General features: G+C 44.3%; 24 protein-coding genes and 2 pseudogenes. 14 read left to right on the top strand and 12 right to left on the bottom strand.

Annotated elements, in window-relative coordinates; translation table 11 throughout:
* Positions 1-828 precede the first annotated feature (828 nt).
* Positions 829-1,839 (bottom strand): annotated as a pseudogene (locus QUA56_RS05160) (ABC transporter ATP-binding protein); the annotation flags it as partial.
* 349 nt (positions 1,840-2,188) lie between these two features.
* Positions 2,189-2,398: a hypothetical protein gene (locus QUA56_RS05155; protein ID WP_333354130.1), complete on the bottom strand. Its 210-nt coding sequence runs from the start codon at positions 2,396-2,398 to the stop codon at positions 2,189-2,191.
* A gap of 172 nt (positions 2,399-2,570) precedes the next feature.
* On the opposite strand from QUA56_RS05155, the gene QUA56_RS05150 reads away from it, so the two are divergent.
* Positions 2,571-2,768, top strand: coding sequence for a helix-turn-helix transcriptional regulator (locus tag QUA56_RS05150; protein ID WP_332970604.1), 198 nt, complete (start codon positions 2,571-2,573; stop codon positions 2,766-2,768).
* 235 nt (positions 2,769-3,003) lie between these two features.
* On the opposite strand, the gene QUA56_RS05145 is transcribed toward QUA56_RS05150, so the two are convergent.
* The 3 genes from QUA56_RS05145 to QUA56_RS05135 form a co-directional block, all read right to left on the bottom strand.
* Positions 3,004-3,648 (bottom strand): Uma2 family endonuclease, encoded by a 645-nt coding sequence (locus QUA56_RS05145; protein WP_333354127.1) that lies wholly within the window; start codon positions 3,646-3,648, stop codon positions 3,004-3,006.
* 113 nt (positions 3,649-3,761) lie between these two features.
* The gene (locus QUA56_RS05140) at positions 3,762-5,405 is read right to left on the bottom strand and encodes a WD40 domain-containing protein (protein ID WP_333354125.1); all 1,644 of its coding nucleotides are present in this window, start codon (positions 5,403-5,405) and stop codon (positions 3,762-3,764) included.
* A gap of 162 nt (positions 5,406-5,567) precedes the next feature.
* The gene (locus QUA56_RS05135; RefSeq protein ID WP_333147644.1) at positions 5,568-5,774 is read right to left on the bottom strand and encodes a hypothetical protein; all 207 of its coding nucleotides are present in this window, start codon (positions 5,772-5,774) and stop codon (positions 5,568-5,570) included.
* A 394-nt stretch (positions 5,775-6,168) separates the two neighbouring features.
* Between QUA56_RS05135 and QUA56_RS05130 the strand changes: the two genes are divergently transcribed.
* Positions 6,169-6,567, top strand: a complete 399-nt coding sequence (locus tag QUA56_RS05130; protein WP_333354122.1) for a DUF4160 domain-containing protein — start codon at positions 6,169-6,171, stop codon at positions 6,565-6,567.
* A 137-nt stretch (positions 6,568-6,704) separates the two neighbouring features.
* Positions 6,705-7,184: a DUF2442 domain-containing protein gene (locus tag QUA56_RS05125; protein ID WP_333354119.1), complete on the top strand. Its 480-nt coding sequence runs from the start codon at positions 6,705-6,707 to the stop codon at positions 7,182-7,184.
* Positions 7,185-7,260: 76 nt separating this feature from the next.
* Here QUA56_RS05125 and QUA56_RS05120 read toward each other — a convergent pair whose 3' ends face one another.
* On the bottom strand, positions 7,261-7,959 hold the full coding sequence (locus QUA56_RS05120; RefSeq protein WP_333354116.1) for a pirin family protein: 699 nt from the start codon (positions 7,957-7,959) through the stop codon (positions 7,261-7,263).
* Between the two features lie 116 nt (positions 7,960-8,075).
* On the opposite strand from QUA56_RS05120, the gene QUA56_RS05115 reads away from it, so the two are divergent.
* Entirely contained in the window at positions 8,076-8,414 is a 339-nt protein-coding gene (locus QUA56_RS05115; protein ID WP_333354114.1) for a helix-turn-helix domain-containing protein, read from the top strand.
* 71 nt (positions 8,415-8,485) lie between these two features.
* Entirely contained in the window at positions 8,486-8,884 is a 399-nt protein-coding gene (locus QUA56_RS05110; RefSeq protein ID WP_333243876.1) for a DUF4112 domain-containing protein, read from the top strand.
* A gap of 300 nt (positions 8,885-9,184) precedes the next feature.
* Here the strand turns inward: QUA56_RS05110 and QUA56_RS05105 are convergent, their stop codons facing one another.
* Positions 9,185-10,207 carry a beta-eliminating lyase-related protein gene (locus QUA56_RS05105; protein ID WP_333354111.1) on the bottom strand — a complete coding sequence of 341 codons (1,023 nt, stop codon included), beginning with the start codon at positions 10,205-10,207 and terminating at the stop codon, positions 9,185-9,187.
* 82 nt (positions 10,208-10,289) lie between these two features.
* Here QUA56_RS05105 and QUA56_RS05100 point away from each other — a divergent pair, with 82 nt between their 5' ends.
* The 5 genes from QUA56_RS05100 (at position 10,290) to QUA56_RS05080 (ending at position 14,847) form a co-directional block, all read left to right on the top strand.
* Entirely contained in the window at positions 10,290-10,502 is a 213-nt protein-coding gene (locus QUA56_RS05100; protein ID WP_006633566.1) for a DUF2997 domain-containing protein, read from the top strand.
* A gap of 11 nt (positions 10,503-10,513) precedes the next feature.
* Positions 10,514-11,296, top strand: a complete 783-nt coding sequence (locus QUA56_RS05095; RefSeq protein WP_333354108.1) for an XRE family transcriptional regulator — start codon at positions 10,514-10,516, stop codon at positions 11,294-11,296.
* Between the two features lie 128 nt (positions 11,297-11,424).
* Positions 11,425-13,122 (top strand): Hsp70 family protein, encoded by a 1,698-nt coding sequence (locus QUA56_RS05090; RefSeq protein ID WP_333354105.1) that lies wholly within the window; start codon positions 11,425-11,427, stop codon positions 13,120-13,122.
* Between the two features lie 109 nt (positions 13,123-13,231).
* Positions 13,232-14,083 (top strand): bifunctional class I SAM-dependent methyltransferase/HIT family protein, encoded by an 852-nt coding sequence (locus tag QUA56_RS05085; RefSeq protein ID WP_333354101.1) that lies wholly within the window; start codon positions 13,232-13,234, stop codon positions 14,081-14,083.
* 194 nt (positions 14,084-14,277) lie between these two features.
* Positions 14,278-14,847: a hypothetical protein gene (locus tag QUA56_RS05080; protein WP_333354098.1), complete on the top strand. Its 570-nt coding sequence runs from the start codon at positions 14,278-14,280 to the stop codon at positions 14,845-14,847.
* Positions 14,848-14,941: 94 nt separating this feature from the next.
* Here QUA56_RS05080 and QUA56_RS05075 read toward each other — a convergent pair.
* Positions 14,942-15,037: pseudogene (locus tag QUA56_RS05075) on the bottom strand (GNAT family N-acetyltransferase); the annotation flags it as partial.
* 296 nt (positions 15,038-15,333) lie between these two features.
* Here QUA56_RS05075 and QUA56_RS05070 point away from each other — a divergent pair.
* Together QUA56_RS05070 and QUA56_RS05065 are read left to right on the top strand one after the other, a co-directional pair.
* Positions 15,334-16,515, top strand: coding sequence for a DUF262 domain-containing protein (locus QUA56_RS05070; protein WP_333354095.1), 1,182 nt, complete (start codon positions 15,334-15,336; stop codon positions 16,513-16,515).
* A gap of 6 nt (positions 16,516-16,521) precedes the next feature.
* The gene (locus tag QUA56_RS05065; protein WP_333354092.1) at positions 16,522-17,583 is read left to right on the top strand and encodes an MAE_28990/MAE_18760 family HEPN-like nuclease; all 1,062 of its coding nucleotides are present in this window, start codon (positions 16,522-16,524) and stop codon (positions 17,581-17,583) included.
* A 6-nt stretch (positions 17,584-17,589) separates the two neighbouring features.
* Here the strand turns inward: QUA56_RS05065 and QUA56_RS05060 are convergent, their stop codons facing one another.
* Both QUA56_RS05060 and QUA56_RS05055 read right to left on the bottom strand, forming a co-directional pair.
* Entirely contained in the window at positions 17,590-17,934 is a 345-nt protein-coding gene (locus tag QUA56_RS05060; RefSeq protein ID WP_333354089.1) for a DUF5615 family PIN-like protein, read from the bottom strand.
* Complete coding sequence (locus QUA56_RS05055; RefSeq protein WP_333354086.1) at positions 17,931-18,164, bottom strand: DUF433 domain-containing protein; 234 nt, start codon at positions 18,162-18,164, stop codon at positions 17,931-17,933. Before QUA56_RS05055 ends, QUA56_RS05060 begins: the two co-directional genes overlap by 4 nt.
* Before the next feature lie 275 nt (positions 18,165-18,439).
* Between QUA56_RS05055 and ilvA the strand changes: the two genes are divergently transcribed.
* Together ilvA and QUA56_RS05045 are read left to right on the top strand one after the other, a co-directional pair.
* Entirely contained in the window at positions 18,440-19,951 is a 1,512-nt protein-coding gene (ilvA, locus tag QUA56_RS05050; protein ID WP_333354492.1) for a threonine ammonia-lyase, biosynthetic, read from the top strand.
* Between the two features lie 33 nt (positions 19,952-19,984).
* Positions 19,985-21,193: a hypothetical protein gene (locus tag QUA56_RS05045; protein WP_333354083.1), complete on the top strand. Its 1,209-nt coding sequence runs from the start codon at positions 19,985-19,987 to the stop codon at positions 21,191-21,193.
* Between the two features lie 20 nt (positions 21,194-21,213).
* On the opposite strand, the gene QUA56_RS05040 is transcribed toward QUA56_RS05045, so the two are convergent.
* The gene (locus QUA56_RS05040; RefSeq protein ID WP_333354080.1) at positions 21,214-22,047 is read right to left on the bottom strand and encodes an Rpn family recombination-promoting nuclease/putative transposase; all 834 of its coding nucleotides are present in this window, start codon (positions 22,045-22,047) and stop codon (positions 21,214-21,216) included.
* A gap of 65 nt (positions 22,048-22,112) precedes the next feature.
* Complete coding sequence (locus tag QUA56_RS05035; RefSeq protein WP_333354078.1) at positions 22,113-22,970, bottom strand: Rpn family recombination-promoting nuclease/putative transposase; 858 nt, start codon at positions 22,968-22,970, stop codon at positions 22,113-22,115.
* Between the last annotated feature and the right edge of the window lie 238 nt (positions 22,971-23,208).

Raw genomic sequence — 23,208 nt, 5'->3', positions numbered from 1 at the left:
TAGATTTTCGACAATCGGTTCTGGTTGAGAAGGTTGTCTCAAATCTGGTGTTTCAACAATCAGCAGATTTTCGACAATCGGTTCTGGTTGAGAAGGTTGTCTCAAATCTGGTGTTTCAACAATGAGTAGATTTTCGACAATCGGTTCTGGTTGAGAAGGTTGTCTCAAATCTGGTGTTTCAACAATCAGCAGATTTTCGACAACCGGTTCTGGTTGACAAGGTTCGATCGACTCTTGTTTTTCTACAAGTTCCAGAAACTCTGCAACTGGTTGCATTTCTGGTTCTAAATCGCTGATTTCCTCTGGTGTTTCTGCAACTGGTTGGGATTCTGGTTCACGATGCTCGATCGACTCTACTGTTTCTGAAACTTCTAGATTTTCGACAATCGGTTCTGGTTCACGATGCTCGACGATCGACTCTACGGTTTCTGAAACTTCTGTATTTTCGAGAATCGGTTCTGGTTGATGAGGCTCGATCGACTCTACGGTTTCTGAAACTTCTGTATTTTCGACAATCGGTTCTGGTTCACGATGCTCGACGATCGACTCTGATAATTCTACAACTGGTGCGGATTCTAACTCAGAAGGCTCGATCGACTCTGATAATTCTACAACTGGTGCGGATTCTAACTCAGAAGGCTCGATCGACTCTGATAATTCTACAACTGGTGCGGATTCTAACTCAGAAGGCTCGATCGACTCTTGCCGATCTGAAACTGGCTGATTTTCCGCAACAATCTGTTGCGATTCCGATTGTGGAATATCCGCAACAATCGGTTGCGATTCCGATTGATTAGTATCCGCGATCGAATTTTGAATTTCTGCCGCTTCTTGCAGATTTCGATCGACCTCCGGTTCGCTGTGAACCAGATTTTCTTCCGGTTTCTTTTCAGCCGCTGTCAGCCTTAAAAACACATCTTCCAGAGTAGCGCGATTGCGGCGCATTTCGCAGAGTCCAAATCCAGAGGCGATAATAGCTGTAGCAATTTCTCGTCCCGGTTCTCTTTCCGGTTCGCACAAGGCCCGCAGGCGGTAGCGACTCGCTAAAAATTGCTGGCTTGGAATCAATTCGACCGATCGAACTCCCGGCACATTTTCCAAAGAAGGCAACAGCAGACTGTTTACTGAATCAGCCTCGCCTTCAACTTCGAGCTCGTAACCCTCTCCGGCGGCCAACTCTCCCATCAAATTTTCAGGAGTACCAGCAGCGACGATTTTACCGCGATTGATGATGGTAACGCGGTTGCAAGTCATGCTGACTTCCGGGAGAATGTGCGTGGAAAGGATAATTGTGTGCTGGCCGCCAAGACTTTTGATTAAATTGCGGACTTCGATGATTTGTCGGGGGTCGAGGCCGACGGTTGGTTCGTCTAAGATAATGACGGGCGGGTCGTGGACGATCGCCTGGGCGATACCGACGCGCTGACGAAATCCTTTAGAAAGCTTGCGGATTAAAACTTTGCGTTTATCAACCAGGCCGCAGCGTTCGATCGCGGAGGTAACTCGTCGCGCGCGATCGCCCGCAGGTACTTGCTTGATCCTGGCCACAAAAAACAGAAACCCTTCCACAGTCATTTCTGGATACAGCGGCGGGTTTTCCGGTAGATAACCGATCCGCTGTCTGACTCCCATCGAGTTTTCGTGAACGTCGAGGCCGGCGATGCGGGCCGTACCGCTGGATGCGGGCAAATATCCCGACAAAATCCGCATGGTTGTGGTTTTGCCGGCACCGTTGGGCCCCAAAAACCCGAGAATTTCTCCTGATTCGACCGAAAAAGACACGTCCGCGATCGCTGCGGTCGAACCGTAAGTTTTGCTTAAGTGTTCTACTTCAATCATTTGTCAGAAGTCACGCGATTTTAAGTTTTAGATTTTAGATTTTAGATTGACTCCGCGAAGTGCAGAGTCCCGCCAGCACAGCGGGTCGATCGAATTTATGGCGCAAATGCTAATTTGATTTTGTCTTCTAGTGTAGTCTGGCAAGAACCAAATTTATCATAAGTGTCGATCGGACTTTGAAGCGGGACGCTAGTAGTAGGGTGCGGGAGGATGGGATAGCGTCTGTTTTTACGAGTTTGATAATTCTCACATCTTGCACCATTCTCAAGAACAGGCAGGACACCCCACAAAAAGTGCATTTTCTTGTGGGGTGGGCATCCCGCCCAAAAATACAATCTAGATGAACAGCTTAGCTGCCTTCGCTACTACTAGGGGCTGTTTCGAGATTGATATCGGCATTAAACACAATCACAAATTCAGCCTTGGGGATTAACTGACGGATAATCCGCAGATAGCCGTCAGCATCGGAATGTTTGAAAAAATGGGCAACAGTGATTCGCTGCATATTCGGAAGCAGGCGAACAACCAACCACCTGTTAAGGCGCTGTTTGTAGGGCATAATTAAATTTGTCTCCATTGAGTTTTGGAGCCAAAGCCAGTTCAATGCTTGTCTAGGGCGCGGACTGGCTTTTGACCTTTGTTAGACTTTGTGTCTGTCTATAGAGTAAGACATGAACTACATATAGTCAACTGAATAAATAGAATCAACTGAACTAAGTACGGGACAGATAATGACGCTGGGGCAAAAGCTAAGAGAAAGACGTGAAAGTCTAGGTTTGACTCGAATACAAGTGGCAAGAGCGTGTAATGTGGTGGAATCGACAGTCATCAACTGGGAAACCGACAGACACGTCCCCAAGCTTTACCCAGCACAGATGAAAGCCCTGTGCGACTTATTGAAATTCTCGATCGAAGATTTAGTCGTGTAGGAAAGGAGAGTTAATTTTTTTAGATACCCGACAACTTTTGCGAAATCTGGTATCTGCTGCGTATTCTGTTTTTTAAAGTTATATCAATTCCAGTAACACCGGAATGATATAGAGGACACGGCAGTGCCGTTTCCCTACAATGAATCGGGGTAGGGAAACGGCACTGCCGTGTCCTGATTTCGGGTAATATTAATTCCGATGCTACCGGATTTGATATTATTTATATCGATTATTATTACTGCTGAAATTGAGACAACAACCAAGCCCCAACCTGTGCTTGATCTTCAGTGCGACTCCGCCGCAAAGCCTCTTCCAACAAAGCAATAGTTAATCCCGGCAAAACTTCCGATCGCACAATCCGCCGACTGCCATTATCAGCAATAATAGCAAAGGCAATAATTTCGGATTTTTGCACGTCTACTACCCAATATTCAGCGACTTTTAGCTCTTCGTAAAGCAACCGTTTTTCACCAATATCATCAGCCAAAGTTGAGTCAGCAACTTCTATCACTAAATCTGGCGGTGGGGTAACGTCAAGACTTGCGATCGAAGTTCCCCTCGGTGCTAATTGCGCTCTTTCTCCAATGTAGTAAGATAGGTCTGGCTGACACTCTCGGACTTCTGTTTTCCGGTAGCTACATTTATTTAATCCGTTAACAGAAATACCTTTGATAGTACAAAATAGATTAATTGCCAAGAGTGCGATCGCATTATCCCGTGCACGATCTGGCCCTACTGACATAGTTTCAATCCTCATTTGTCCGTTGCGGTAGTAGCATTTGGCTTTACTGTAAGCTGGGTCATCTGCCATCGCGATGAATTCTTCCCAGGTTGCTGCTACCCAGATATCAGTTGGCAATTTAGTCTTTAGTCCACTCATTTTTTTATCCCAAATATCTCGATCGCATAACACCACTCAATCAAATGCAAACCCTGTTCTCTCTACTCTTCCTCTGCGCCCTCTGCGCCCTCTGCGGTTAAATCAAAAAAATCTCAACTCCTTTTCCAAATCTTAATTTCCCCCAACCAACCCGCACTAACAATAGTCTTCCCATCTGCACTAATCGCCACAGCGCTAACATAGCCAGAATGCCCGCTCAAAGTTCCTCTCAAATCGCCCGATCGCACATCCCAAAGCCTGATACTCTTATCCCAACTGCCACTAACTAACGTAGTGCCATCCCGACTAAATGCCACAGACCAAACTCCATCGGTATGCCCGCTCAAACGCCGAATTAACTGCCCGTTGACCGCATTCCACAAACCGATTGTGCCGTTGCTGTTTCCCGCAGCTAAACTCTTGCCGTCGGGAGTAAAAGCTAGCGACAAAACAGACAAGTTTTTGCCGCTAATCGTGCGAATTGCTTGACCGCTAGCTAAATTCCACAACCTAATTGAACCGTCTTTGCTGCCGCTAGCTAAAGTTTTGCTATCGGGACTGATTGCAACAGCATTCACCAACCCAGAATGCCCGGTCAAAGTCCGCAGCAACTCCCCCGTTTTCGGGTTCCAAATCTTAATCGTTTTGTCCCAACTACCGCTGGCTACAAATTGACCGTCGGGACTGACGGCAACGCTCGAAACTGCACCGGAATGCCCGCTCAAAGTGCGTACAACCGCGCCAGTTTCTAAATTCCAAATTTTTACCGTTTGGTCGTCGCTGCCGCTAGCTAAAACCTTCCCGTCAGCGCTGATTGCTACTGCATTTACTGCTTCCGTGTGTCCTTGCAGGGTAGTTTTTAATTGCCCGCTGGGGAAATTCCAAACTGAGATTGTGCCGTTGCTATTTCCTGTAGTAAAATAAGCGGAAGCTAGGGCAAGGGAACTGACAACTTCGGAAGGCCCTTTGAGGGTATTTGTAGCAGCAAAGGCGATCGCGCTTGCGGGCGTGCGGGGCGCATTATTCGCTGGAGTTTTCGGGTTTCCGGCAGTAGGAGATTGGGGAACTACCGGCAGCGAAACAGTCGATCGCCATTTCATGAAAGTATTGATTTCTATCCCCGCCGCCACGATTTTATCGGAGTTATCCTCTAACCTGACAATGCCGTTAATTGCGACAACTCGCCCCGCATCGTCGAGTACCGGCCCGCCGCTCATGCCCGCTCTCACTAAGTTGTTGTAGACCAAAGTATAGCCGTTCCAAGGAGTTTGGCGGCCGGTAAGCTGGCCTTCCGTGGCGATGAAAATCGGCTGTCTCAGGGAACCGCCGGATATCGGCCAGCCGGCAACATAAGCCTTGTTTCCCTTAGCTACTGCGGAGTTGGCTAATTGAGCCAAGGGGTAGCTTTGAGTGCTGCTGAAGGGTACGACGGCTAAATCCATCCCCGGCACTCGCCGCACGAGGCTGTAGGATACAGAGTGAGCTTTGCCGTCGGGAGTTACAACCTCGTAATCGCCGGCTTTATCGACAACGTGCCAATTTGTGAGAATATAGTATGTGCTGCCTTGTTTCTCTAAAATTACTCCTGAACCGCCTTTTGGCCCCTGGATGCGAACCGTAATTTCTTTGGCAACGGTTTTAACTTTGTCGGCGGTTAATGCGAGGGCAATTTGAGGTGATGTCAGTGGGATGAGGGCGATCGAACTCAGGGCGATCGTAGCACTCAAAATAGCCGGAATTGTTCTGCTGTAATTCATTATTGTGTAAATTTAACATACCCACATATCAACTGACGGATAACTTTTCCGGTTTGTGGCATATTGATGGTTGAAAATGCACTCATGGCCTGTGCGATAGAACTTTCGACATTCGCACAAGCCTCACAATATGTGACACAGCCCTCTGGCTAGCAGAAAAATTTAGAATCGGGAACCGCACCTAGCCTCAACAATCGCAACTGGCTGATCTCTATTTTTTTCTCGGCAAATCAGAATTTGAGCCAAACGCTGCTCGGAATAATACCCATTAGCCATCCAGCCGATGGGTGCGCCCGCGATCGCGCCAACTGCTAAACCAGTGATCAGGCTGCCAATAAGATGCTTTCTGGCGATCGGGTTTTGTTGCATAAAAATTTATCCTAAACACTTAACCTTAGCAAAAATACCATAAATAAAATTTACTGTCTTCCTCCTATTTACTTATTTCCTAAGTAGTAACTCATGATTAAATATCATGTTCTTCACAGTCCGCTTAACACAATCGCAGGCAACAGCAAAAGGTGCGTCAGGATTGATGATTTTTTACCAGATTGTTAGCTTCGCGCTGACGCACCCTACGCAGAAGTATTAGTAGGGTGCGTCAGTTAGAGTTTTTTGTAAATAATTGAGAGTTTAAATGCTGACGCACCGCACAGCTAAAGGTGCGTCAGGGTTAATGATTTTCTAAAATTTTGTTAACTGCGTCCTGACGCACCCTACGCACAAGTATTAATAGAATGCGTCAGTTTACAAAACCCAACGCTTGGGTTATTCTGCAATTAGGGCTTATGCCACAATCCAAAAAATAGGGGCAACAACGGGGGCGATTGCCCCTACTACAGGCAGGCTGTGCATAAGTCCTGCAAACCCTCACGTTGGAGAACAGCGTCTCATGCCCAAAGTTCTTGAAGACCGCCAGAACAATCTATTTATATATATTTATACTAACGACCATATTCCAGCTCACGTGCACATCTTCAAAGGTAGAAAAAATGATAATAACCACATGGAAATCAAAATTAATATTGGCACTGAAACACAAGCTCCTAGCTTAGTTTCCGCACACGATAGAATAAAGGATAAAGATTTAGTGATCGCTCTTATATTAGTAGCCAATAATCAAGAAATGTTATTAAGCAAATGGCAAGAAATACATCAATGACTCTGGAAACAATAATTTTTTTTGACCAATGTCAAGCTACTATAAAATCAGTAGTTCCGCCTTAAATTTATGAGGGATTCTGTCTTTCGTTACCGCAAAGACAGAATCCATACGGGACAAAAGTTTGAGAATATTTAATGTCGCAAGTGACAAAAGAGGAATACATGGTATTTAGAAACTGGGAAAAAGAATTAACTGAGGAAAATCTCCGAGAGCAAATAGCCCAAGCCAAGCAAGCATGGAAAACCGCTGAGGCTACTGAACCGCGTGCTGAATCCGTGCACTATAATCACTCGGAAGATTTAATAGTTATCAAACTGAAAAACGCTGCTATTTTTTCTTTTCCTCCGAGGCTTGCACAAGGCTTAGAAGATGCTTCACCAGAACAGTTGGCTGATGTTTGGCTACCCCCTTCCGGTAGCAGCGTGCACTGGGAAAGCTTAGATGTTGATTTTGGCATTCCCGAACTTATCGCAGGTATTTTTGGCACAAAATCTTGGATGGCTGAATTAGGTAGGAAGGGAGGAAAGGCAATTTCAAGCTCTAAATCGGCAGCAGCACGGAAAAATGGCAAGAAAGGCGGACGACCTAAAAAGAATATTTCTGTTAATTCTTGAAATCCTTTTGAGCTGTCAGATACCAGCGAATTAAATCCCCGACTTCTCCAAGAAGTCGGGGATTTCGCATTCAATATTATGCCAAATCAAACAGCAAAAATTCAGCATCTGCCGTAGCTTCAATCGCCAATTCAGTTTCGCCGCTAACCGCCGCAGCGTCGCCATTTTCCAAAGGCAAACCGTTGAGCAAAACCGAGCCGCGAGCCACTTGTATCCAAGCGTGGCGATTTGGCTGCAAAGCATGAGAAACCCGCGAATCTTTATCCAAAACAGCCGCATACAAATCCACATCTTGATGCACTTTCACAGCACCATCTCTCGCATCTCGCGCCGCCACTAACCGCAGTTTTCCGCGCCTTTCTTCCACTGGAAAATCCCGCTGTTCGTAACTCGGAGGCAAGCCCTGTGTATCGGGTAACAGCCAGATTTGCAGCAAATGAACCGGGTCTGTTTGCGAGTGATTGAACTCGCTGTGCTGGATACCCGTACCTGCACTCATCCGCTGCACTTCACCCGGTTTAATCACTGCACCGGTACCCAAACTATCCTTGTGTTCTAATGCTCCTTCTAATACATAAGTAATGATTTCCATGTCGCTGTGCCCGTGAGTGCCGAAACCTTTGCCGGGGCTAACAAAATCCTCATTAATTACCCGCAAAGAGCGAAAATTCATATAATTTCGATCGTAATAGCCGGCAAAAGAAAATGTGTGGTAACTGTCCAGCCAACCGTGATTTGCGTGTCCTCTTGCTTCACTTTTTCTGACGGTAATCATTTTCTGAATCCTCAGTGAAATTTATCGGGTGTTTCTTTGATGTTTTTATTTTAAACCGAGTCAAGCTATTATGGGTAGTACGCACTTGAAAGTGCGGTAGTTACCAAAAAGATACTATGCAAGTCCAAGAAGTAAAGGTCGATCGAGCAAATTGCCCTGTAGAACGCACTCTAGATGTGATTGGCGGGCGCTGGAAAGTCTTGATTCTGCGGGAGTTGTTTCCAGGAGTGAAGCGCTTTAACGAGCTGCAACGAGCTGTCAACGGCATTACTCAGAAGATGCTGACGCAGCAACTGCGGGAAATGGAATCAGACGGGATTGTGCACCGGGAAATTTACCTGCAAGTGCCGCCAAAAGTTGAATATTCGCTAACGCCTTTGGGCGAAAGTCTCAAACCGATTATTAATGCAATGCACGAATGGGGAATTCAGCATATTAGCGAAGATCGACAATGAGCGGTTTCTAGATGGTTTTTTTCCGTCTTCCGACTGATTGCAAATTTTGAAATTAATTCAACAATAATAATATGAACAACATAGAGCGTCTCGCCACCCTCAACCGCATCCGCAAACTCAGCCGCCTGATGGATACCGCCATTGGCATCCCCGGCACTAAATTTCGCATCGGTTTAGACCCCATTATCGGTTTAGTTCCGGGTGCTGGGGATATCGTAGATACCGCATTTTCCGCCTACCTAATTTATTTAGCAACTCGATTCAACATTCCCCAAAAGACTCTAGGCAAAATGATTTACAATATCGGTCTAGAAGCCGTTGTGGGATCGGTACCTTTAGTCGGAGATATCTTCGATGCTTTTTATAAATCAAACATGAGAAATCTGGCGCTTTTAGAAGCACACCTCGAAGCAGTTGAACCAGAACTAGCCGCAGTTGCAGAACCTATTCCTGAACCTCTTAAAATGTAGGCGCGGGTTTCACAAACAATAATTGTAAATAACCAACAATCTCTCAAAACCGCCCCAATCCAACGAGAAATCCCCCGCCTATTTTTCGCATTTAAAATGTAGGGGCGGGTTCACAAACAATAATTGTAAATAACCAACAATCTCTCAAACCCGCCCCCACCCAACGAGAAATCCCCGCGCCTATTTTTTGCATTTAATATAAATCAAGGTTGATGTGGATTATTTGTTAGGTGGGGGCGGGTTTCTTAGATTGTTCATAGCTGGCAGGTATTATTTGTAAAACCCGCCCCTACATTTTAATCATTGATGGCGTTTAACCGCTTCCACCAAAGCAATAACATCCGCTTCCAAAGTATTAAAAGCCGTTACCAGTCTAACAGTACATTCATCCCACCGATAAAACTGAAAACCCTCAGCTAAAACCGCTGTAATTACCGAGTCTGGAAGTTGAATAAAAATCTCGTTTGCTTCTACCCGATGGCAAAACTTTGCTCCCTCAACTCCCGCCAAACCTTGGGCTAATTTGGCTGCCATATTATTTGCATGAGCCGCATTCTTCAGCCACAAATCATCCGTTATATACGCTTCCAACTGCGCCGACAAAAACCGCATTTTCGAGAAAAGATGCCCGCTGCGCTTGCGGTAAAAAGGGAAAGTATTTGCTAATTCTCGATTGAAAAAAACTACAGCTTCCGCAGCCATCGCACCATTTTTGGTCGCTCCAAACGAGAGAATATCGACACCGGCGCGCCAAGTAACATCAGCCGGAGAACAGCCAAGACTGGCGACAGCATTGGCAAAGCGAGCTCCATCCATGTGCAGGTGCAAATTGTGGCTGCGAACCACTTCCGAAATGTGGGAAATTTCCGCTGGATTGTAGACGGTTCCGGCTTCCGTTGCTTGAGTGATGCTGACGGCGGCGGGCTGTACGTGGTGGACGACACCTGCACCAGCGCGATCGAGCATTTTTCCTAAAGTCTCTGCCTCTATTTTACCATGATTTCCTGTTAATGTCACTAACTTGGCACCGCCTGTAAAAAACTCCGGCGCGCCGCATTCATCTAGATTAATATGAGATTCCGCGTGACAGTAAACAGCCCCGTAAGGAGGAGTGACAACCGCAAGGGCAAGGGCATTAGCAGCAGAACCGGTTGCTACAGGAAAAACAGTCACCGATGTCTCGAACAATTCCGAAAATTTAACTTGCAAACGCTCAGTATATTCATCATCTCCGTAAGACATCACAGCACCGCAATTAGCCGCTGCAATCGCTGCCATAATTTCCGGCGAAACCCCGGTTGCATTGTCGCTACAAAAATTCATTAGAATAATTGGTAAATAGAATCTATAATATAACTCAACACTCAGCAGTCAACACTCAATCATTAAACCAAGAGGCAGAATTATGGCAGAGTACCGCCAAATAGAATACCGCATCGGCAAAGACGGCAAAATTACCGAAACCGTCCTCAACGCCACTGGTTCGAGTTGCACCGAAACCACCGCCGGAATTGAAAAAGCTCTCGGAAAAGTAGAATCTCAAGACTTGCTGCCAGAATACTACCAAGGCGAAGAAAATTTGGTCGTTGAACAAACGCAGACTTTAAAACAAGTTTAGAAGAGTTAAAGATGTTTGATATCCTCGGTGCAACACTTGATGTAACAACAGTGCCTGCCTTCAGCTTCGCGCTAGCTATCGGGGGCATTTTTCTCATTTTAGTCTACCTTTATGCTGCATCTGAGGCGGGAGATGCGATCGAGTTTAAGTACGATACAATTCTGCGGGAACGCATGAATCAGCTAGACATTCTCGATTGGCAAGATTTAGGCGAAAAAGCAGGCTTAAGTCGCTACGCGGTGCGTTTAGTGCGACAGGGAGACGTGGGAAACCTCAAGCTAGACCAACTGAGGCGGCTGGCAACAGTGCTGAATTTAAATTTCCAAGAGTTCGATCGCACTTTGATCGCGCTGCCAATATCGGCTACAATCACAACTAATCCCAGCGAAATAGAAGAATTGAGGCAGCAGTGTTTCCGGCTGCGAGAAGAACTGCAGCAGCAAAAAGCTCAACTAACTGCCGATTTTCGCCGCGCTACCTTTGAACAGTTGCAAACTTTGTTAACCAACTATCCCGCCGCCCGCAAAATGGCAGAAGCCAAGCCGGATATGCCAGCCAAAAATCTTTCTGCTCTTTTTACTCCGTTAGAAAATCTGTTATCAAGCTGGGATTTTGAAACAATCGGTTCAACTTGGGAACAAGTGACTTACAATCCGCAGTTGCACCAGCCAGATGTTGAGGATATAACAGAAGGAGAATTAGTTTATATTCGGTTTGTCGGGTATCGGGAAAAAGAGCGAGTTCTTGCTCCTGCTAAAGTTAGCCGCACCCTGCCAGGTGGCATAAAAAATTAAGTAAGGGGCGCAATGCGACCCTACAAATAGAGTAGATTCGTAAGTCCTATAAAGTAACGTTAGCTGCCCCACCCTGGGCCGCATGAAAAATAAAATCTAAAATCTAAAATCTAAAATCTAAAATCACCATGACTACAGTTGCCATTGACTTCGGCACCAGCAACACGGTTGTCTGCATTCTCAACCCGGATACGCAAACACCAGAAACTTTGAGATTGGGCGAGATATCCCGCATTTTCAAAACGCATAAATCGAGTGAAAATGTCCGAGAAATACCTGTAGTACCGACTTTGGTATTTGTGAAAAGTACGGGGGAGTTAATATTGGGAGAAAAAGTGCGATCGCAGCGTTTGGGACAGTCACAGCCAGAGCGCTTTTTCAAAGCTTTCAAGCGCGATTTAGCAGCCGATTTTCAGCCCCCAGCCCGCAATCTCGACGGCGAAACCTATACGCCCGAATCAGTAGCAGAACAGTTTATCGCAACTATTTGGAAACAATTATATTTACAAAATATACAGCCAGACAATGTAATTTTTACTGTACCAGTCGGAGCATTCGAGCGATATCTGGATTGGTTTCGCGATTTAGCAGAAAAGTTGGGAGTTGCGGAAGTTCAGCTAATAGATGAATCCACAGCAGCAGCCCTGGGATATGCAGTCAAACGCCCCGGTTCTTTAGTTTTAGTAGTTGATTTTGGCGGCGGAACTTTAGATTTAAGTTTAGTTCGTACTGCTCTAACCCCCCCCTTACCCCCCCTTGGTAAGGGGGGGAGAAATCTCGCTCCCCCCCTTACCAAGGGGGAGAGAAATCTCGCTTCCCCCGTTAGCAAGGGAGAGAGAAATCTTGCTCCCCCCCTTAGCAAGGGGGGGCTGGGGGGGGTACGTGCCGAAGTGTTGGCAAAATCGGATGCTTATGTCGGCGGCGAAGATATTGAGATCTGGATTGTCGAAGATTATTTGCGGCAAATTGGTTCGTCGCGGGCAGAAGTCGGCGCAGTTGGCTGGCAAAATTTATTAGAAATAGCGGAAAAATTAAAAATTCAACTTTCTCAAGTTAACGAAGCAAAAGAAAGTTGGTTTGACGATGACAATTTTATGTCTTACGACTTGCATCTAAACCGAGAGAAGCTTGAGGAAATTCTGGAATCTCGGCAGTTGTTGGAACAGTTGCGACGAGCTTTAGATGAAGTGCTGAGCATTGCACTGGGAAAAGGTATCGGCAAAGCAGATATCGAACAGGTTTTGCTGGTAGGAGGAACTTCTCTAATTCCGGCTGTATCTAATGTAGTGGTTTCGTATTTTGGGCGGCAAAAAGTCCAAAGAGACAAGCCTTTTGAAGCCGTGGCGCACGGTGCTTTAGCCTTGACACAATTAGCGAGTGTTGACGATTATTTGCGCCACAGCTATGCAATTCGTCTCTGGGAACCTTACGCTAAAGCTTATGCTTATTCGCCGATATTTAGCAAGGAAATGAAGTATCCCTGTGAAAGTTCCGAAGAGTTGACGCTGCAAGTGGCAATTGAAGGACAAAGGGAAATTCGGTTAGATATTGGGGAAGTTGCGGAGGTATCGCAAGCGGAGGTTATTTTTAACGAAAAAGGGCAAATGACGAGCAGTTGGCTCAACAAACAGACGGATTTTCGCTCTCTGGAAAGCCACCACCAGGAGGTTTGCGTGGCGCATTTGAATCCGCCAGGGGTATTGGGAATTGACAGGGTTTCGGTGAGTTTTGAGGTGGATGAGAGGCGGGTTTTGTTGGCGACGGTGCGGGATTTGGTGACTGGTAAGGTGTTGGTGGAAAAAGGTGCGATCGCCAAACTGCAATAGTGATAAAATTTTTAGATAACATTCGGATCTTGAAATCGGTACTACACAAACTCTCGTCCGGATGGTGCGCGGACGGAAGAATATTTATTTAAATCAAATTTATGCCGCCATGAAAAAGCAACAAAATAAATTCAGCTACCTGACGGCCATCGAAAGAATTCACCTGTCATTTCCGGCAAGATTTTTATTGGATAAAAACTTGCTGCAAGGCAAAGTCTTAGATTTTGGGTGCGGCTTCGGCAGCGATGTGAGATTGTTGCAGCAAAAAGGCTTGAATATTGCGGGTTACGACCCTTATTATTTCCCGGAATTCCCCGAAGATAAATTCGACACAATCATTTGCTTTTATGTTTTAAATGTTTTGTTTCCCGAAGAACAAGCTAATGTCCTGATGGAAGTGTCGCACTTGTTGAAACCGGGAGGGAAGGCATATTTTGCGGTGAGAAGGGATATCAAAAAAGAAGGCTTTCGAGAACATTACGTGCACAAAAAACCTACATATCAGTGCATTGTCAAACTTCCCTTTAAGTCAAATCACCTAGATGAGTCTTGCGAAATATACGAATACGTGCATTACAACCATCAAAGAAATTCAACTAATAACTGCATCTTCTGCAATCCTTACAAAAACCTAACTTTGCTAACTGAATCAGCAACAGCTTATGCGATGTTTGACGGTTATCCCGCCAGCAAAGGTCATGTTTTGATCATCCCCAAGCGTCACGTTGCCAATTATTTTGAACTGCCGTTTCGAGAGCAATCGGCTTGCTGGTTTATGGCTAATAAGGTGCAAGAAATGTTAAGCAAAGAGTTTCAGGCAGACGGTTTTAATGTGGGAATCAATATTAATAAAGAGGCTGGTCAAAGTCGCAGTCACGCGGCTATTCATGTTATCCCCCGCTACAGGGGTGATGCGGCGGGGAATAAGGGTGGGATTAGATATGTAATTCCCAAGAGTTAAAAATAAAAGTTAGCCAATTGTGAAAGGAATTCTTTTTTAACGCAGAGGCGCAGAGAACACAGAGGAATAGAGAAGAGAGGAATTCATAATTTTTGTAAGGATTGTTATATTTGAGCAAACGGCGAGCAAAATAAGGTTAAAATGTGTTTGCCAAGTCTAAAACTACACATTAGCAGTAATTTGGTGTTCTGTTTATGTCTAAGCGCAAAAAGCAAGAATGGCTCAAGGAAACTCTAGAGCTCAAAGAAGACCACAATTGGAAGTCAAAGCCTGGAACTCGAATTTTTGTAGCAGGAAGAGGTGCAGTCCGCTTTGATGTCCCCGAAGATTGGCATTTTGAACCGGATACAAAGTCGTTCCGATTTACGGATAAAAAGCCGCCGGATGATGATTGTTGTTTGGAGGTTTCGTTTAATTTGCTACCACCTGGTAACTGGGCAGATTTTCCGCTGGTGCCGCTATTACAGAAGGTGGTTGAAGATGATACGCGAAATCCGATCGATCCTGGGGAAATTATCCAATTGAAGCGGCAAACTGCCCGCATTGTTTGGACTGAATTTAAGTTTATCGACCCTCCTGAGCAGCGGGAAGCTTATTCGCGAATTTGTATCGGACTGGGTTCTAATGTTCAGTGTTTGATTACTTTTGATTACTGGGTTGATGATGCTGAACGTTTGACTCCTGTCTGGGATACGGTGATGGAATCTTTGGTTTTAGGCTTGTTTATTAGTGACCCTCGAACGGGGTTCGCACGTCCAGACTAGACCGATTTTCTGGGAAACTTTCAACAACTAATTTTGCTAAGTGTTGAATTGTTGGCCTGGTACCGGCGAGCAAATTTAGTACCTGCATTAAACTTTACAACCGCTTTGCCATGAAAATATCTGGCTTGCCAATTCCGTTGGCGTCGGGCATCACTCCCACGATCGCAAAACCCATTTTTTGATAAAATTCGTTTTGCTAATAAGCAGCCAGAACACTCGTCAAAACAGTTTTGCCAGCGTCGGTATCAGTTCCAGCAACTTAGCAGCAAGTTCATCGGCGATAGTTAATAAATAAAGTTTAACTTGCAGCTTTCATATTTCAGTTTCGGCTAATTTTGCCATAAAATCTCATTTTGCTATCGGTTAAGGGCGATCGATCTTCTGTGGAGATAGTTGGCGATCGCACTTTTTGCTAGATTTGAGTCGAGTGGCTAATCCTGAAAATGCTATAATTATTAACAAGTTGTACTTAGGGAGACTACGGAAATGCAGCTCGCACCCTTTGAAAAAAAAATGTGGAAGAGTTTGCCACCAAACACACCAGATCATCGCAGGTTCGATCGCGACACATACCAGCGCTACGACTTCAAAGAAACACCAATCGTTACCGAAATCAACCGTGAAAAACTTCCCCGGTTTGTTGAATCATTAAAACTTTCTAATTATATAGAAATGCGATCGTTCTACCAAAGAAGGGGTCGTTGGACTGCGACGATGAAATCCCGATTGATAGAGTCATTTATTCTCAATATTCCCGTACCTTCAATAATTCTGTACAAACAAGATTTCAAGCCTTATGAAGTCTTGGATGGTCAGCAGCGAATCTCGGCTATTCAAGAGTTTTATGAAAACAAACTCAAACTGACAGAGCTGGAAATTTTGCCTGAATTAAATGGACATACCTACAACAGACTTCCTCAAAAAATTAGAGCTAATATCGATCGACGCTCGATTTCCTCAATAGCAATTCTTGCCGAATTAACCTCCAATCCTGAAGCAGACAAGTTCCTCAAACGGAAAACCTTTGAACGTCTAAATACTGAAAGATTAAACTTCAGTCAACAGGAAATGAGAAACATTTTGTATGGTGGAAAGTTCAATGAACTGTTGCTAAAATTAGCGCGCCATCCCATATTTGCTGAAGCTTGGGGAATTCCGACAGACGATAACAGCCGAGACTTAGAGAAGAACAGTATTTATGAAAAAATGGAGGATGCTGAATTAGTTTTGCGTTTTTTTGCCTTAAGGAATATAGAACATTATCAAATGGAAATGCCAGAGTTTTTAGATTTGTATATGATGAAAAGTTTAAAATTTACCAATTACGATAGAAATTTTCTGGAAGATATTTTCACAAAAACTATTAAATTAGCACATAAAGTTTACGGAAAGCATTTATTTAAACCATTCGATCCTCAATCTCAAACTTGGTCTGAACAATCCAATCGCTCTTATTATGATGTGACTATGCTTGGTTTTAGCAAGCAATTACCTGATGCCGAGAAATTTTTTTCTAAAAACTTGCGAAATCGAGTTATTGAAGAAACAAAAAACCTCTTTAACAAACCAGAAGCTCGTCTTTTGACAGGAGGTGGAACAAGTAAAGCAGAGATTCAGGAGCGGCTCGGAATATTTGACGAAATGCTTTCGCAAGTTATCGGAGAGTAACTTGCGATGTTTGAGGAGCTGATCGAGAAAGCTAGTGTCAAAATTTCAACTGTTCGTGCGATAATCAAGACTAACCATCGACTTAGGAAAATCGTATCTCGAGACAGTTTAAATAAACAGAAGTTGGCAGAAAATCCTGAATTTGCCGCATTAATAGAGGTAATTCCTAGCGAAAAGGAGTGGGAAATTTACGATCGCTCTGCTGTTGTAACCCGATTGTATGCTATTTACGAGCGCTTCGTTGAGGATTTAATTTCGGATTGGCTGCGACGGATGCCCGATTTGGTTCCACGTTATTCAGATTTGGGAGAAAAAATCCAAAATACCCATCGAGAGGGTATAGGGCGTTTATTGATTGACATCAAAAAGAATAGGTTTCAACACCTTTCAGTTGAGAAAGTAGTGCAAGGATTATCCTGTGGAATTACTGACACTGGAAAATACGAACTACTTCCTGATGCTTTCCTATTGCACGAGCAAAATTTACGGAAGGAAGTGCTAGAAACTGTTTTGAAAAATGCTGGGATTGATGAGGCGTGGAAATGGGTAATTAACCACAAAGAAATTAAATATTTTGTAGAGGAAGTTCGCGGCAGTCAAAACACGGCAGAAGGAGAACTCAAACAACTCGTTGACTATCGAAATAAAGCAGCACACGGCTCTACAGATGAGATTTTGGGGACTCAAGAACTGTTGGACTTAGCTGATTTTGTTGAGGCTTTATGTAACTCCCTCGCTGATTTAGTCACCTACAATATAATTTTACTCCAGAGCGATCGAGGGCTGGTAATGGAGATTGGAAAAATTACTGAGTGGTTCAAAAAGCCACAAGCAGGTGTAGCGAAAGTTAAGGAAGTTACATTAACTGTAGGAGAATGTGTTTTTCTAGTTTTAGTTAACGATCAATTGTCGTACTGCTACTCTGCTAAAATTGAGAGCATTCGGCTTAACAATCTTTCCCAGGATCGTGTGGAAATAACCTCGGAGGCAGAAGTAGGGTTAAAGTTCGATCGGGATGCCAGAATTGGATTGACTATTTATGTAACTAGCTCGGATCGAGTTGACTGAATATTGTTAAGCTCTACCGATTTCAACAATATTTTCACCATTTTGCAGCAACTCCAAAGCTTCAGGAAAAGCGCGGGTAAAAATGCGTTGCAAGTCTCTATTGGTAATATTTCCACAGGTTAACCACAGAATTTGTGGCGGGCTTCCTAAACGAATTACTAAATCGATAAAATCTCGATCTTTCGTGATAACAACAGTGCCATAACCGTTAGCGCGAGCTGCATTAAATATCTCAATATCCTGAGCGTCTGACAACCCAATATCCTGTAGAGTTACTGCATTCACACCAAATGTAATACTCAACCACTCTGCGAGACTAGGAGGAAGTTGAGCATTTAGCCAGAAAATCATACAGCAATCCTCGGAAAGTCAATTCGGAGTGCAGCAAACAGCAAGCAAGCTTGAATATCTTCAGGTTCTAAATCGGGAAAATCTGCCATAATTTCACTAGCAGGAACATTATCTGCTAGAGTTTCTAGAATATCGCTAACTCGAATTCTCATGCCTCGGATACAGGGACGGCCTCCACATTTACCCGGAGTTTGAGTAATTCGATCGAGTAAAGCAGTTTTGTCTAGCATAAGTTCTTACCTACTGCACGGTACTTAATAGTATAGCGCTTGAAGTATAGTTTCAAAATAAAATTATTCTCGAAGTGCGATCGCCAAAATACAGTACAATTATCTTTTCCGCTGACAATTGCAAACAGTTCTAGGACGGGTTGATTAACCCTCAACCCTCAACCCTCAACCGTAAGGTGCGTCGCTACTAGATGGTCGATTTGTATTTGGGATGGTTGGTGGCGACGCACCCTACAACTATCAACTATCAACTATTAACTATCAACTGTCAATTTATGATTTGCGATTACCTGGTACAAATCCTCACCGCCCGCGTCTACGATGTTGCTCAAGAAACAGCCCTAGAAGTCGCCCCCAATCTATCAGCACGGCTCAACAATAAACTTTTGCTGAAGCGAGAGGATATGCAGTCGGTGTTTTCCTTCAAACTGCGGGGTGCGTACAACAAAATGGCGCAACTGTCGCCGGATTTGCTAGCACAAGGTGTCATCGCAGCTTCCGCCGGCAACCACGCCCAAGGAGTCGCCCTCGCTGCCCGCCACCTGGGAACTCGCGCGATTATCGTCATGCCCGTAACAACGCCGCAGGTGAAGGTAAATGCGGTGATAGCCCGTGGTGGAGAGGTAGTCTTGCATGGGGATACCTACGACGATGCCTACGCCTTTGCGCGCCAATTAGAGGCGGAAAAAGGTATGACTTTTATTCACCCTTTTGATGACCCCTACGTGATTGCGGGACAGGGTACGATCGGCATGGAAATTCTGCGGCAACATCAAAAACCAATTCATGCAATTTTTGTGGCAATTGGCGGCGGTGGATTGATTTCGGGAATTGGTGCTTATGTCAAACGGTTGCGGCCGGAAATTAAGATTATTGGCGTCGAACCTGTCGATTCCGATGCAATGAATCAATCGCTGAAAGCGGGTAAACGGGTGCGTTTGTCGCAGGTGGGCTTATTTGCTGACGGCGTTGCTGTGCGGGAAGTGGGGAAGGAAACTTTTCGGTTGTGTCAGGAGTATGTGGATGAGATTATTTTGGTGGCTACGGATGATGTTTGTGCGGCGATTAAGGATGTTTTTGAGGATACGCGATCGATCTTAGAACCTGCTGGCGCTTTGGCGATCGCAGGTGCGAAAGCTTACGTCGAACGGGAACAAATCGCAGGAGAAACGTTAATTGCCGTTGCTTGCGGTGCAAACATGAATTTTGACCGCCTGCGTTTTGTAGCAGAAAGAGCGGAGTTTGGCGAACGCCGCGAAGCGATTTTTGCAGTCACAATTCCCGAACAGCCGGGAAGTCTCCGCAAGTTTTGCGAATGTTTGGGTAAGCGCAATTTAACTGAATTTAGCTATCGAATTGCCGATAAAAAAGCAGCACATATTTTTATCGGCGTGCAAATTCAAAACCGCGCTGATGCGGTTAAAATAGCGGCAAAATTTGAAGATTGTGGCTTCAAAACTTTGGATTTAACTGATGATGAATTAACGAAATTGCACTTGCGGCACATGGTGGGCGGCCGTTCTATGCTAGCCGATCATGAATTATTTTATCGCTTTGAATTTCCCGAACGTCCGGGTGCGTTGATGAAGTTTGTCGGTTCGATGAGTCCTAACTGGAATATCAGCGTTTTTCACTATCGAAATAACGGCGCAGATTACGGGCGAATTGTGGTGGGAATTCAAGTACCGCCCGATGAGATGCAGGAATGGCAGGCTTTTTTGGATACGCTGGGCTATCAGTATGGGGATGAGAGTCAAAATCCGGCGTATAAGCTATTTTTGGGATAGTTTGGTTTGCGGTCTGGAAACAAATTAATATTTATGAACCTGCTCAAAAAAATATTGCCGTTTTTTTTGATGATTTTTGCTGTTGCTATTGTGGCAGCAGTTGCACATTTTGCGATCGAACAACTTTCCAGCCCAGTCAGTTATTTTCAACCTGTGGATACCAGAGATGGTGCAGAGTTGTACAAAAAAGAACTACCCAACGGAAATCAGGCTTATTTGCAAGTTATTAACGTGCAAAAAATGCAAATAGACCAGCTAATTGGAGAGGTCGATCGGATGGCTTTCAATAAAGGATTGTATTATCAGGGAGAAAACAAATATTACAGTCCTTTTTTTAAGAGCAAGTTATTCTCTGAAGTTACAGGTGAATACAAAAAGCTTTACGGCAATGGTGTTTTTTCCATCATTAACTGTTCTTTTTTTGAACAGTACCAACGCAGCACGCAGCTATCTTTTCCTGTCAAATTCAACGGTCAAGTTATTACTGGCGGTAACGGCATCTACGGCCCCGTCAAGAAACCAAAAGATGGGCAGTATAAAAATGTTCGATTGAAAGCTTTGGTCTGGAACGATCGAGAAGCATATATCACAAATTACGAACCGCAAACCGGAACGCCCTTGAATCAAAAAGAAGTACAAAATGCAGTTGTCACTTACGAATACAAGCACCATCCAGCTAAACTCATATCTAAAAATCCCGCAAATAGGTATCACGTCATCGGTACGCTGGACAAAGATGGTCGCAAGGGTAATGAATTGCTGGCAATTATCACAGTTAATGAAGCGACATTAGACGCAGCAGCTAAGTTAATGCGAGAATTCGGAGTCAAAGGAGATATAGTGACGATCGACGGCGGACTCTCAACTTATCTATTCAATCCTAAAGTCGGGGAGATTATGTTGCCTAAATCTAATAATATTGCCACTCGCGAACTGCCGCACTATTTAGGATTTAGGAATAGAAAATCTCAGACAGCTTCACCAAAAATATTGGTGGCTCAACCTGCAGGAAAAGTGGAGGTGGAAGCAAATAAACCTTATTTGATTTTGTGGAGAGACAATATTCAGGATGAGGTCAAGATTGAGCTGTATCAAGAGAATAAGTCGGTTGAAAGCATAGCCAACCGCGCGACTAGCGATGGGGTTTATGAGTGGAAACCTAAGATTGCTGTAAAATCAGGGTCTTTGATTCGGATTTCAAGTGTTAAAAATGCCAAGGTGTCTGGGGCTTTGCAGTTGTGATTATTGTTGGCAAAGAAATCTCATGGCGATCGCAAATTCTGCACGTACTCAATACTGAGTCCGGTTGTTTGACTGATAGTTGCATCATCCAGGCGATCGAGCAATTGCCGCGCGATCGCCAGCTTTTCTTCTTGTCGAGCTTCTTGAACGGCTTTAATTATAGCTCCTTGTTGGTCGTAAATAAACATTTCTCGCCGTTCGATATCCGCCAATTCATCGGGGGTTAAGTTCACTTGATTGGCGATGCCAAAGGCTTGATGAATCTCTGGAACGCTATCCATTACTGCCGGGACATCCGTTATCGTCCTCGCATATTTCATAAAATAAATCCATTTATCTGCAAGGGTTTCTAGCTGGTGTACTTCCTTGGTGAATTTCGGAAGTTCTACAAATACTAACTCAATGTTATTATCGGTATAGATGAGATTTGTGCTTGCTTCTTTGTAGACGAATCTCGAAATTAGTTGCTGGCTATTTTCAAACATCTCGAAATCAGTCAGTGTTAATGCTATCACTGGTCTGAGCATTCGGTAGCCTTCTCCTTTTTGCAATTGAAAGGCGTAAGTTTTGGCGGCATTGTACAAAACTCTCTGCCCGAAAGACTCTACGTTTAATACCTGCATTTCAATAATGACTAACGTACCATCGGCGAGTTTGGCTTTGACATCTAAATAAGTATCTTTCAAGCCTTCGACTTTGGGCGGTAAGTTAGGGTCGATAATTTCTAAGTCTTCAATGGTAGGATTGCCATCGTAAATCATGGCGTTGAGAAAACTGATGAGAATGTCTTTGCTTTCTGAGGAGCCAAATATTCTTTTGAAGGCGTAATCGGTTTTGGGGTTGATGAATGTCATGGTGGGAATCGGGAATAACGACCGTTGTTTCGATTTTATCATCGGTGATCTTTTTGAAATAAATCTCATTCCGATCGCAAATTCTGCACGTACTCAACGCTAAGTCCGGTTATTTGAGCGATTGTTGCGTCATCTAGGCGATCGAGCAATTGCCGCGCGATCGCCAGCTTTTCTTCTTGTCTGCCTTCTTGTCGAGCTTCTTGAACGGCGTCTTTAACAGCTTTAATTATCGTGCCTTGTTGGTCGTAAATAAACATTTCTTGCCGTTCGATATTTGCCAGTTCATCCGGGCTTAAATTCGCTCGATCGGCGATGCCAAAAGCTTGATGAATTTCGGGGACGCTATCCATTACTGGCGGTACTTCCGTTATCGTTATTGCGTATTTCATGAAATAGAGCCATTTATCTGCCAGAGTTTCTAGTTGGTCTACTGATTTGGTGAATTTCGGCAATTCTACAAATACCAACTTGATGTCATTATCGGGATATTGTAAGTTAGAGTTTTCTTCTTTGTAGACAAACCTCGAAATTAATTTGCCGCTATTTTTAAACATCTCGAAATCAGTAATCGTCAAGGCAATTACTGGTTTGAGCATTCGATATCCTTCTCCTTTCTGCAATTGAAATGCGTAGGTTTTCGCTGCGTTGTACAAGATTCTTTGTCCGAAAGACTCGACGTTTAATACCTGCATTTCAATGATGACTAGAGTTCCGTCGGCAAGTTTGGCTTTGACATCTAAAGAAGAGTCTTTTAAGCCTTCAACTCGGGGCGGGAGGTTGGGATCGATAATTTCCAAGTCTTCAATAGTCGGATTGCCTTCGTAAATTATGGCGTTGAGGAAACTGATGAGAATGTCTTTGCTTTCTGAGGAACCGAAGATTTTTTTGAAGGCGTAATCGGTTTTGGGGTTGATGAATGTCATGGTGGGAATCGGGAATCACGATCGCTATTTCGATTGTAACACTTGATTTGATCCTCAACGTTCGCTGTCTTAATTGTATTAGAAGGTCGATCGAACTTGACCAAGAATTTCAAAGGTGGTACCCGCCACGTGATTTATCCGTGGAATCAATCCAAAATCTCAAATCGAAAATCCTCAAGAAAGAGCATTTATCTCGCGCAAGTCAATCTAAAATCTAAAATCTAAAATCTAAAATCGA

This window comes from Microcoleus sp. N3A4 (assembly GCF_036701805.1).
Taxonomy (GTDB): Bacteria; Cyanobacteriota; Cyanobacteriia; order Cyanobacteriales; family Microcoleaceae; genus Microcoleus.
Note: the sequence above shows the minus strand (reverse complement) of the source record. Positions and strands in the feature narration are given on the sequence as shown.

Excerpts from the sequence above, each read along its gene's own strand:
- QUA56_RS05155 (WP_333354130.1), bottom strand. The coding sequence starts at position 2,398 with ATGCCCTACAAACAGCGCCTTAACAGGTGGTTGGTTGTTCGCCTGCTT.
- QUA56_RS05150 (WP_332970604.1), top strand. The coding sequence starts at position 2,571 with ATGACGCTGGGGCAAAAGCTAAGAGAAAGACGTGAAAGTCTAGGTTTG.
- QUA56_RS05145 (WP_333354127.1), bottom strand. The coding sequence starts at position 3,648 with ATGAGTGGACTAAAGACTAAATTGCCAACTGATATCTGGGTAGCAGCA.
- QUA56_RS05140 (WP_333354125.1), bottom strand. The coding sequence starts at position 5,405 with ATGAATTACAGCAGAACAATTCCGGCTATTTTGAGTGCTACGATCGCC.
- QUA56_RS05135 (WP_333147644.1), bottom strand. The coding sequence starts at position 5,774 with ATGCAACAAAACCCGATCGCCAGAAAGCATCTTATTGGCAGCCTGATC.
- QUA56_RS05125 (WP_333354119.1), top strand. The coding sequence starts at position 6,705 with ATGTCGCAAGTGACAAAAGAGGAATACATGGTATTTAGAAACTGGGAA.
- QUA56_RS05120 (WP_333354116.1), bottom strand. The coding sequence starts at position 7,959 with ATGATTACCGTCAGAAAAAGTGAAGCAAGAGGACACGCAAATCACGGT.
- QUA56_RS05115 (WP_333354114.1), top strand. The coding sequence starts at position 8,076 with ATGCAAGTCCAAGAAGTAAAGGTCGATCGAGCAAATTGCCCTGTAGAA.
- QUA56_RS05110 (WP_333243876.1), top strand. The coding sequence starts at position 8,486 with ATGAACAACATAGAGCGTCTCGCCACCCTCAACCGCATCCGCAAACTC.
- QUA56_RS05105 (WP_333354111.1), bottom strand. The coding sequence starts at position 10,207 with ATGAATTTTTGTAGCGACAATGCAACCGGGGTTTCGCCGGAAATTATG.
- QUA56_RS05100 (WP_006633566.1), top strand. The coding sequence starts at position 10,290 with ATGGCAGAGTACCGCCAAATAGAATACCGCATCGGCAAAGACGGCAAA.
- QUA56_RS05095 (WP_333354108.1), top strand. The coding sequence starts at position 10,514 with ATGTTTGATATCCTCGGTGCAACACTTGATGTAACAACAGTGCCTGCC.
- QUA56_RS05090 (WP_333354105.1), top strand. The coding sequence starts at position 11,425 with ATGACTACAGTTGCCATTGACTTCGGCACCAGCAACACGGTTGTCTGC.
- QUA56_RS05085 (WP_333354101.1), top strand. The coding sequence starts at position 13,232 with ATGAAAAAGCAACAAAATAAATTCAGCTACCTGACGGCCATCGAAAGA.
- QUA56_RS05080 (WP_333354098.1), top strand. The coding sequence starts at position 14,278 with ATGTCTAAGCGCAAAAAGCAAGAATGGCTCAAGGAAACTCTAGAGCTC.
- QUA56_RS05070 (WP_333354095.1), top strand. The coding sequence starts at position 15,334 with ATGCAGCTCGCACCCTTTGAAAAAAAAATGTGGAAGAGTTTGCCACCA.
- QUA56_RS05065 (WP_333354092.1), top strand. The coding sequence starts at position 16,522 with ATGTTTGAGGAGCTGATCGAGAAAGCTAGTGTCAAAATTTCAACTGTT.
- QUA56_RS05060 (WP_333354089.1), bottom strand. The coding sequence starts at position 17,934 with ATGATTTTCTGGCTAAATGCTCAACTTCCTCCTAGTCTCGCAGAGTGG.
- QUA56_RS05055 (WP_333354086.1), bottom strand. The coding sequence starts at position 18,164 with ATGCTAGACAAAACTGCTTTACTCGATCGAATTACTCAAACTCCGGGT.
- ilvA (WP_333354492.1), top strand. The coding sequence starts at position 18,440 with ATGATTTGCGATTACCTGGTACAAATCCTCACCGCCCGCGTCTACGAT.
- QUA56_RS05045 (WP_333354083.1), top strand. The coding sequence starts at position 19,985 with ATGAACCTGCTCAAAAAAATATTGCCGTTTTTTTTGATGATTTTTGCT.
- QUA56_RS05040 (WP_333354080.1), bottom strand. The coding sequence starts at position 22,047 with ATGACATTCATCAACCCCAAAACCGATTACGCCTTCAAAAGAATATTT.
- QUA56_RS05035 (WP_333354078.1), bottom strand. The coding sequence starts at position 22,970 with ATGACATTCATCAACCCCAAAACCGATTACGCCTTCAAAAAAATCTTC.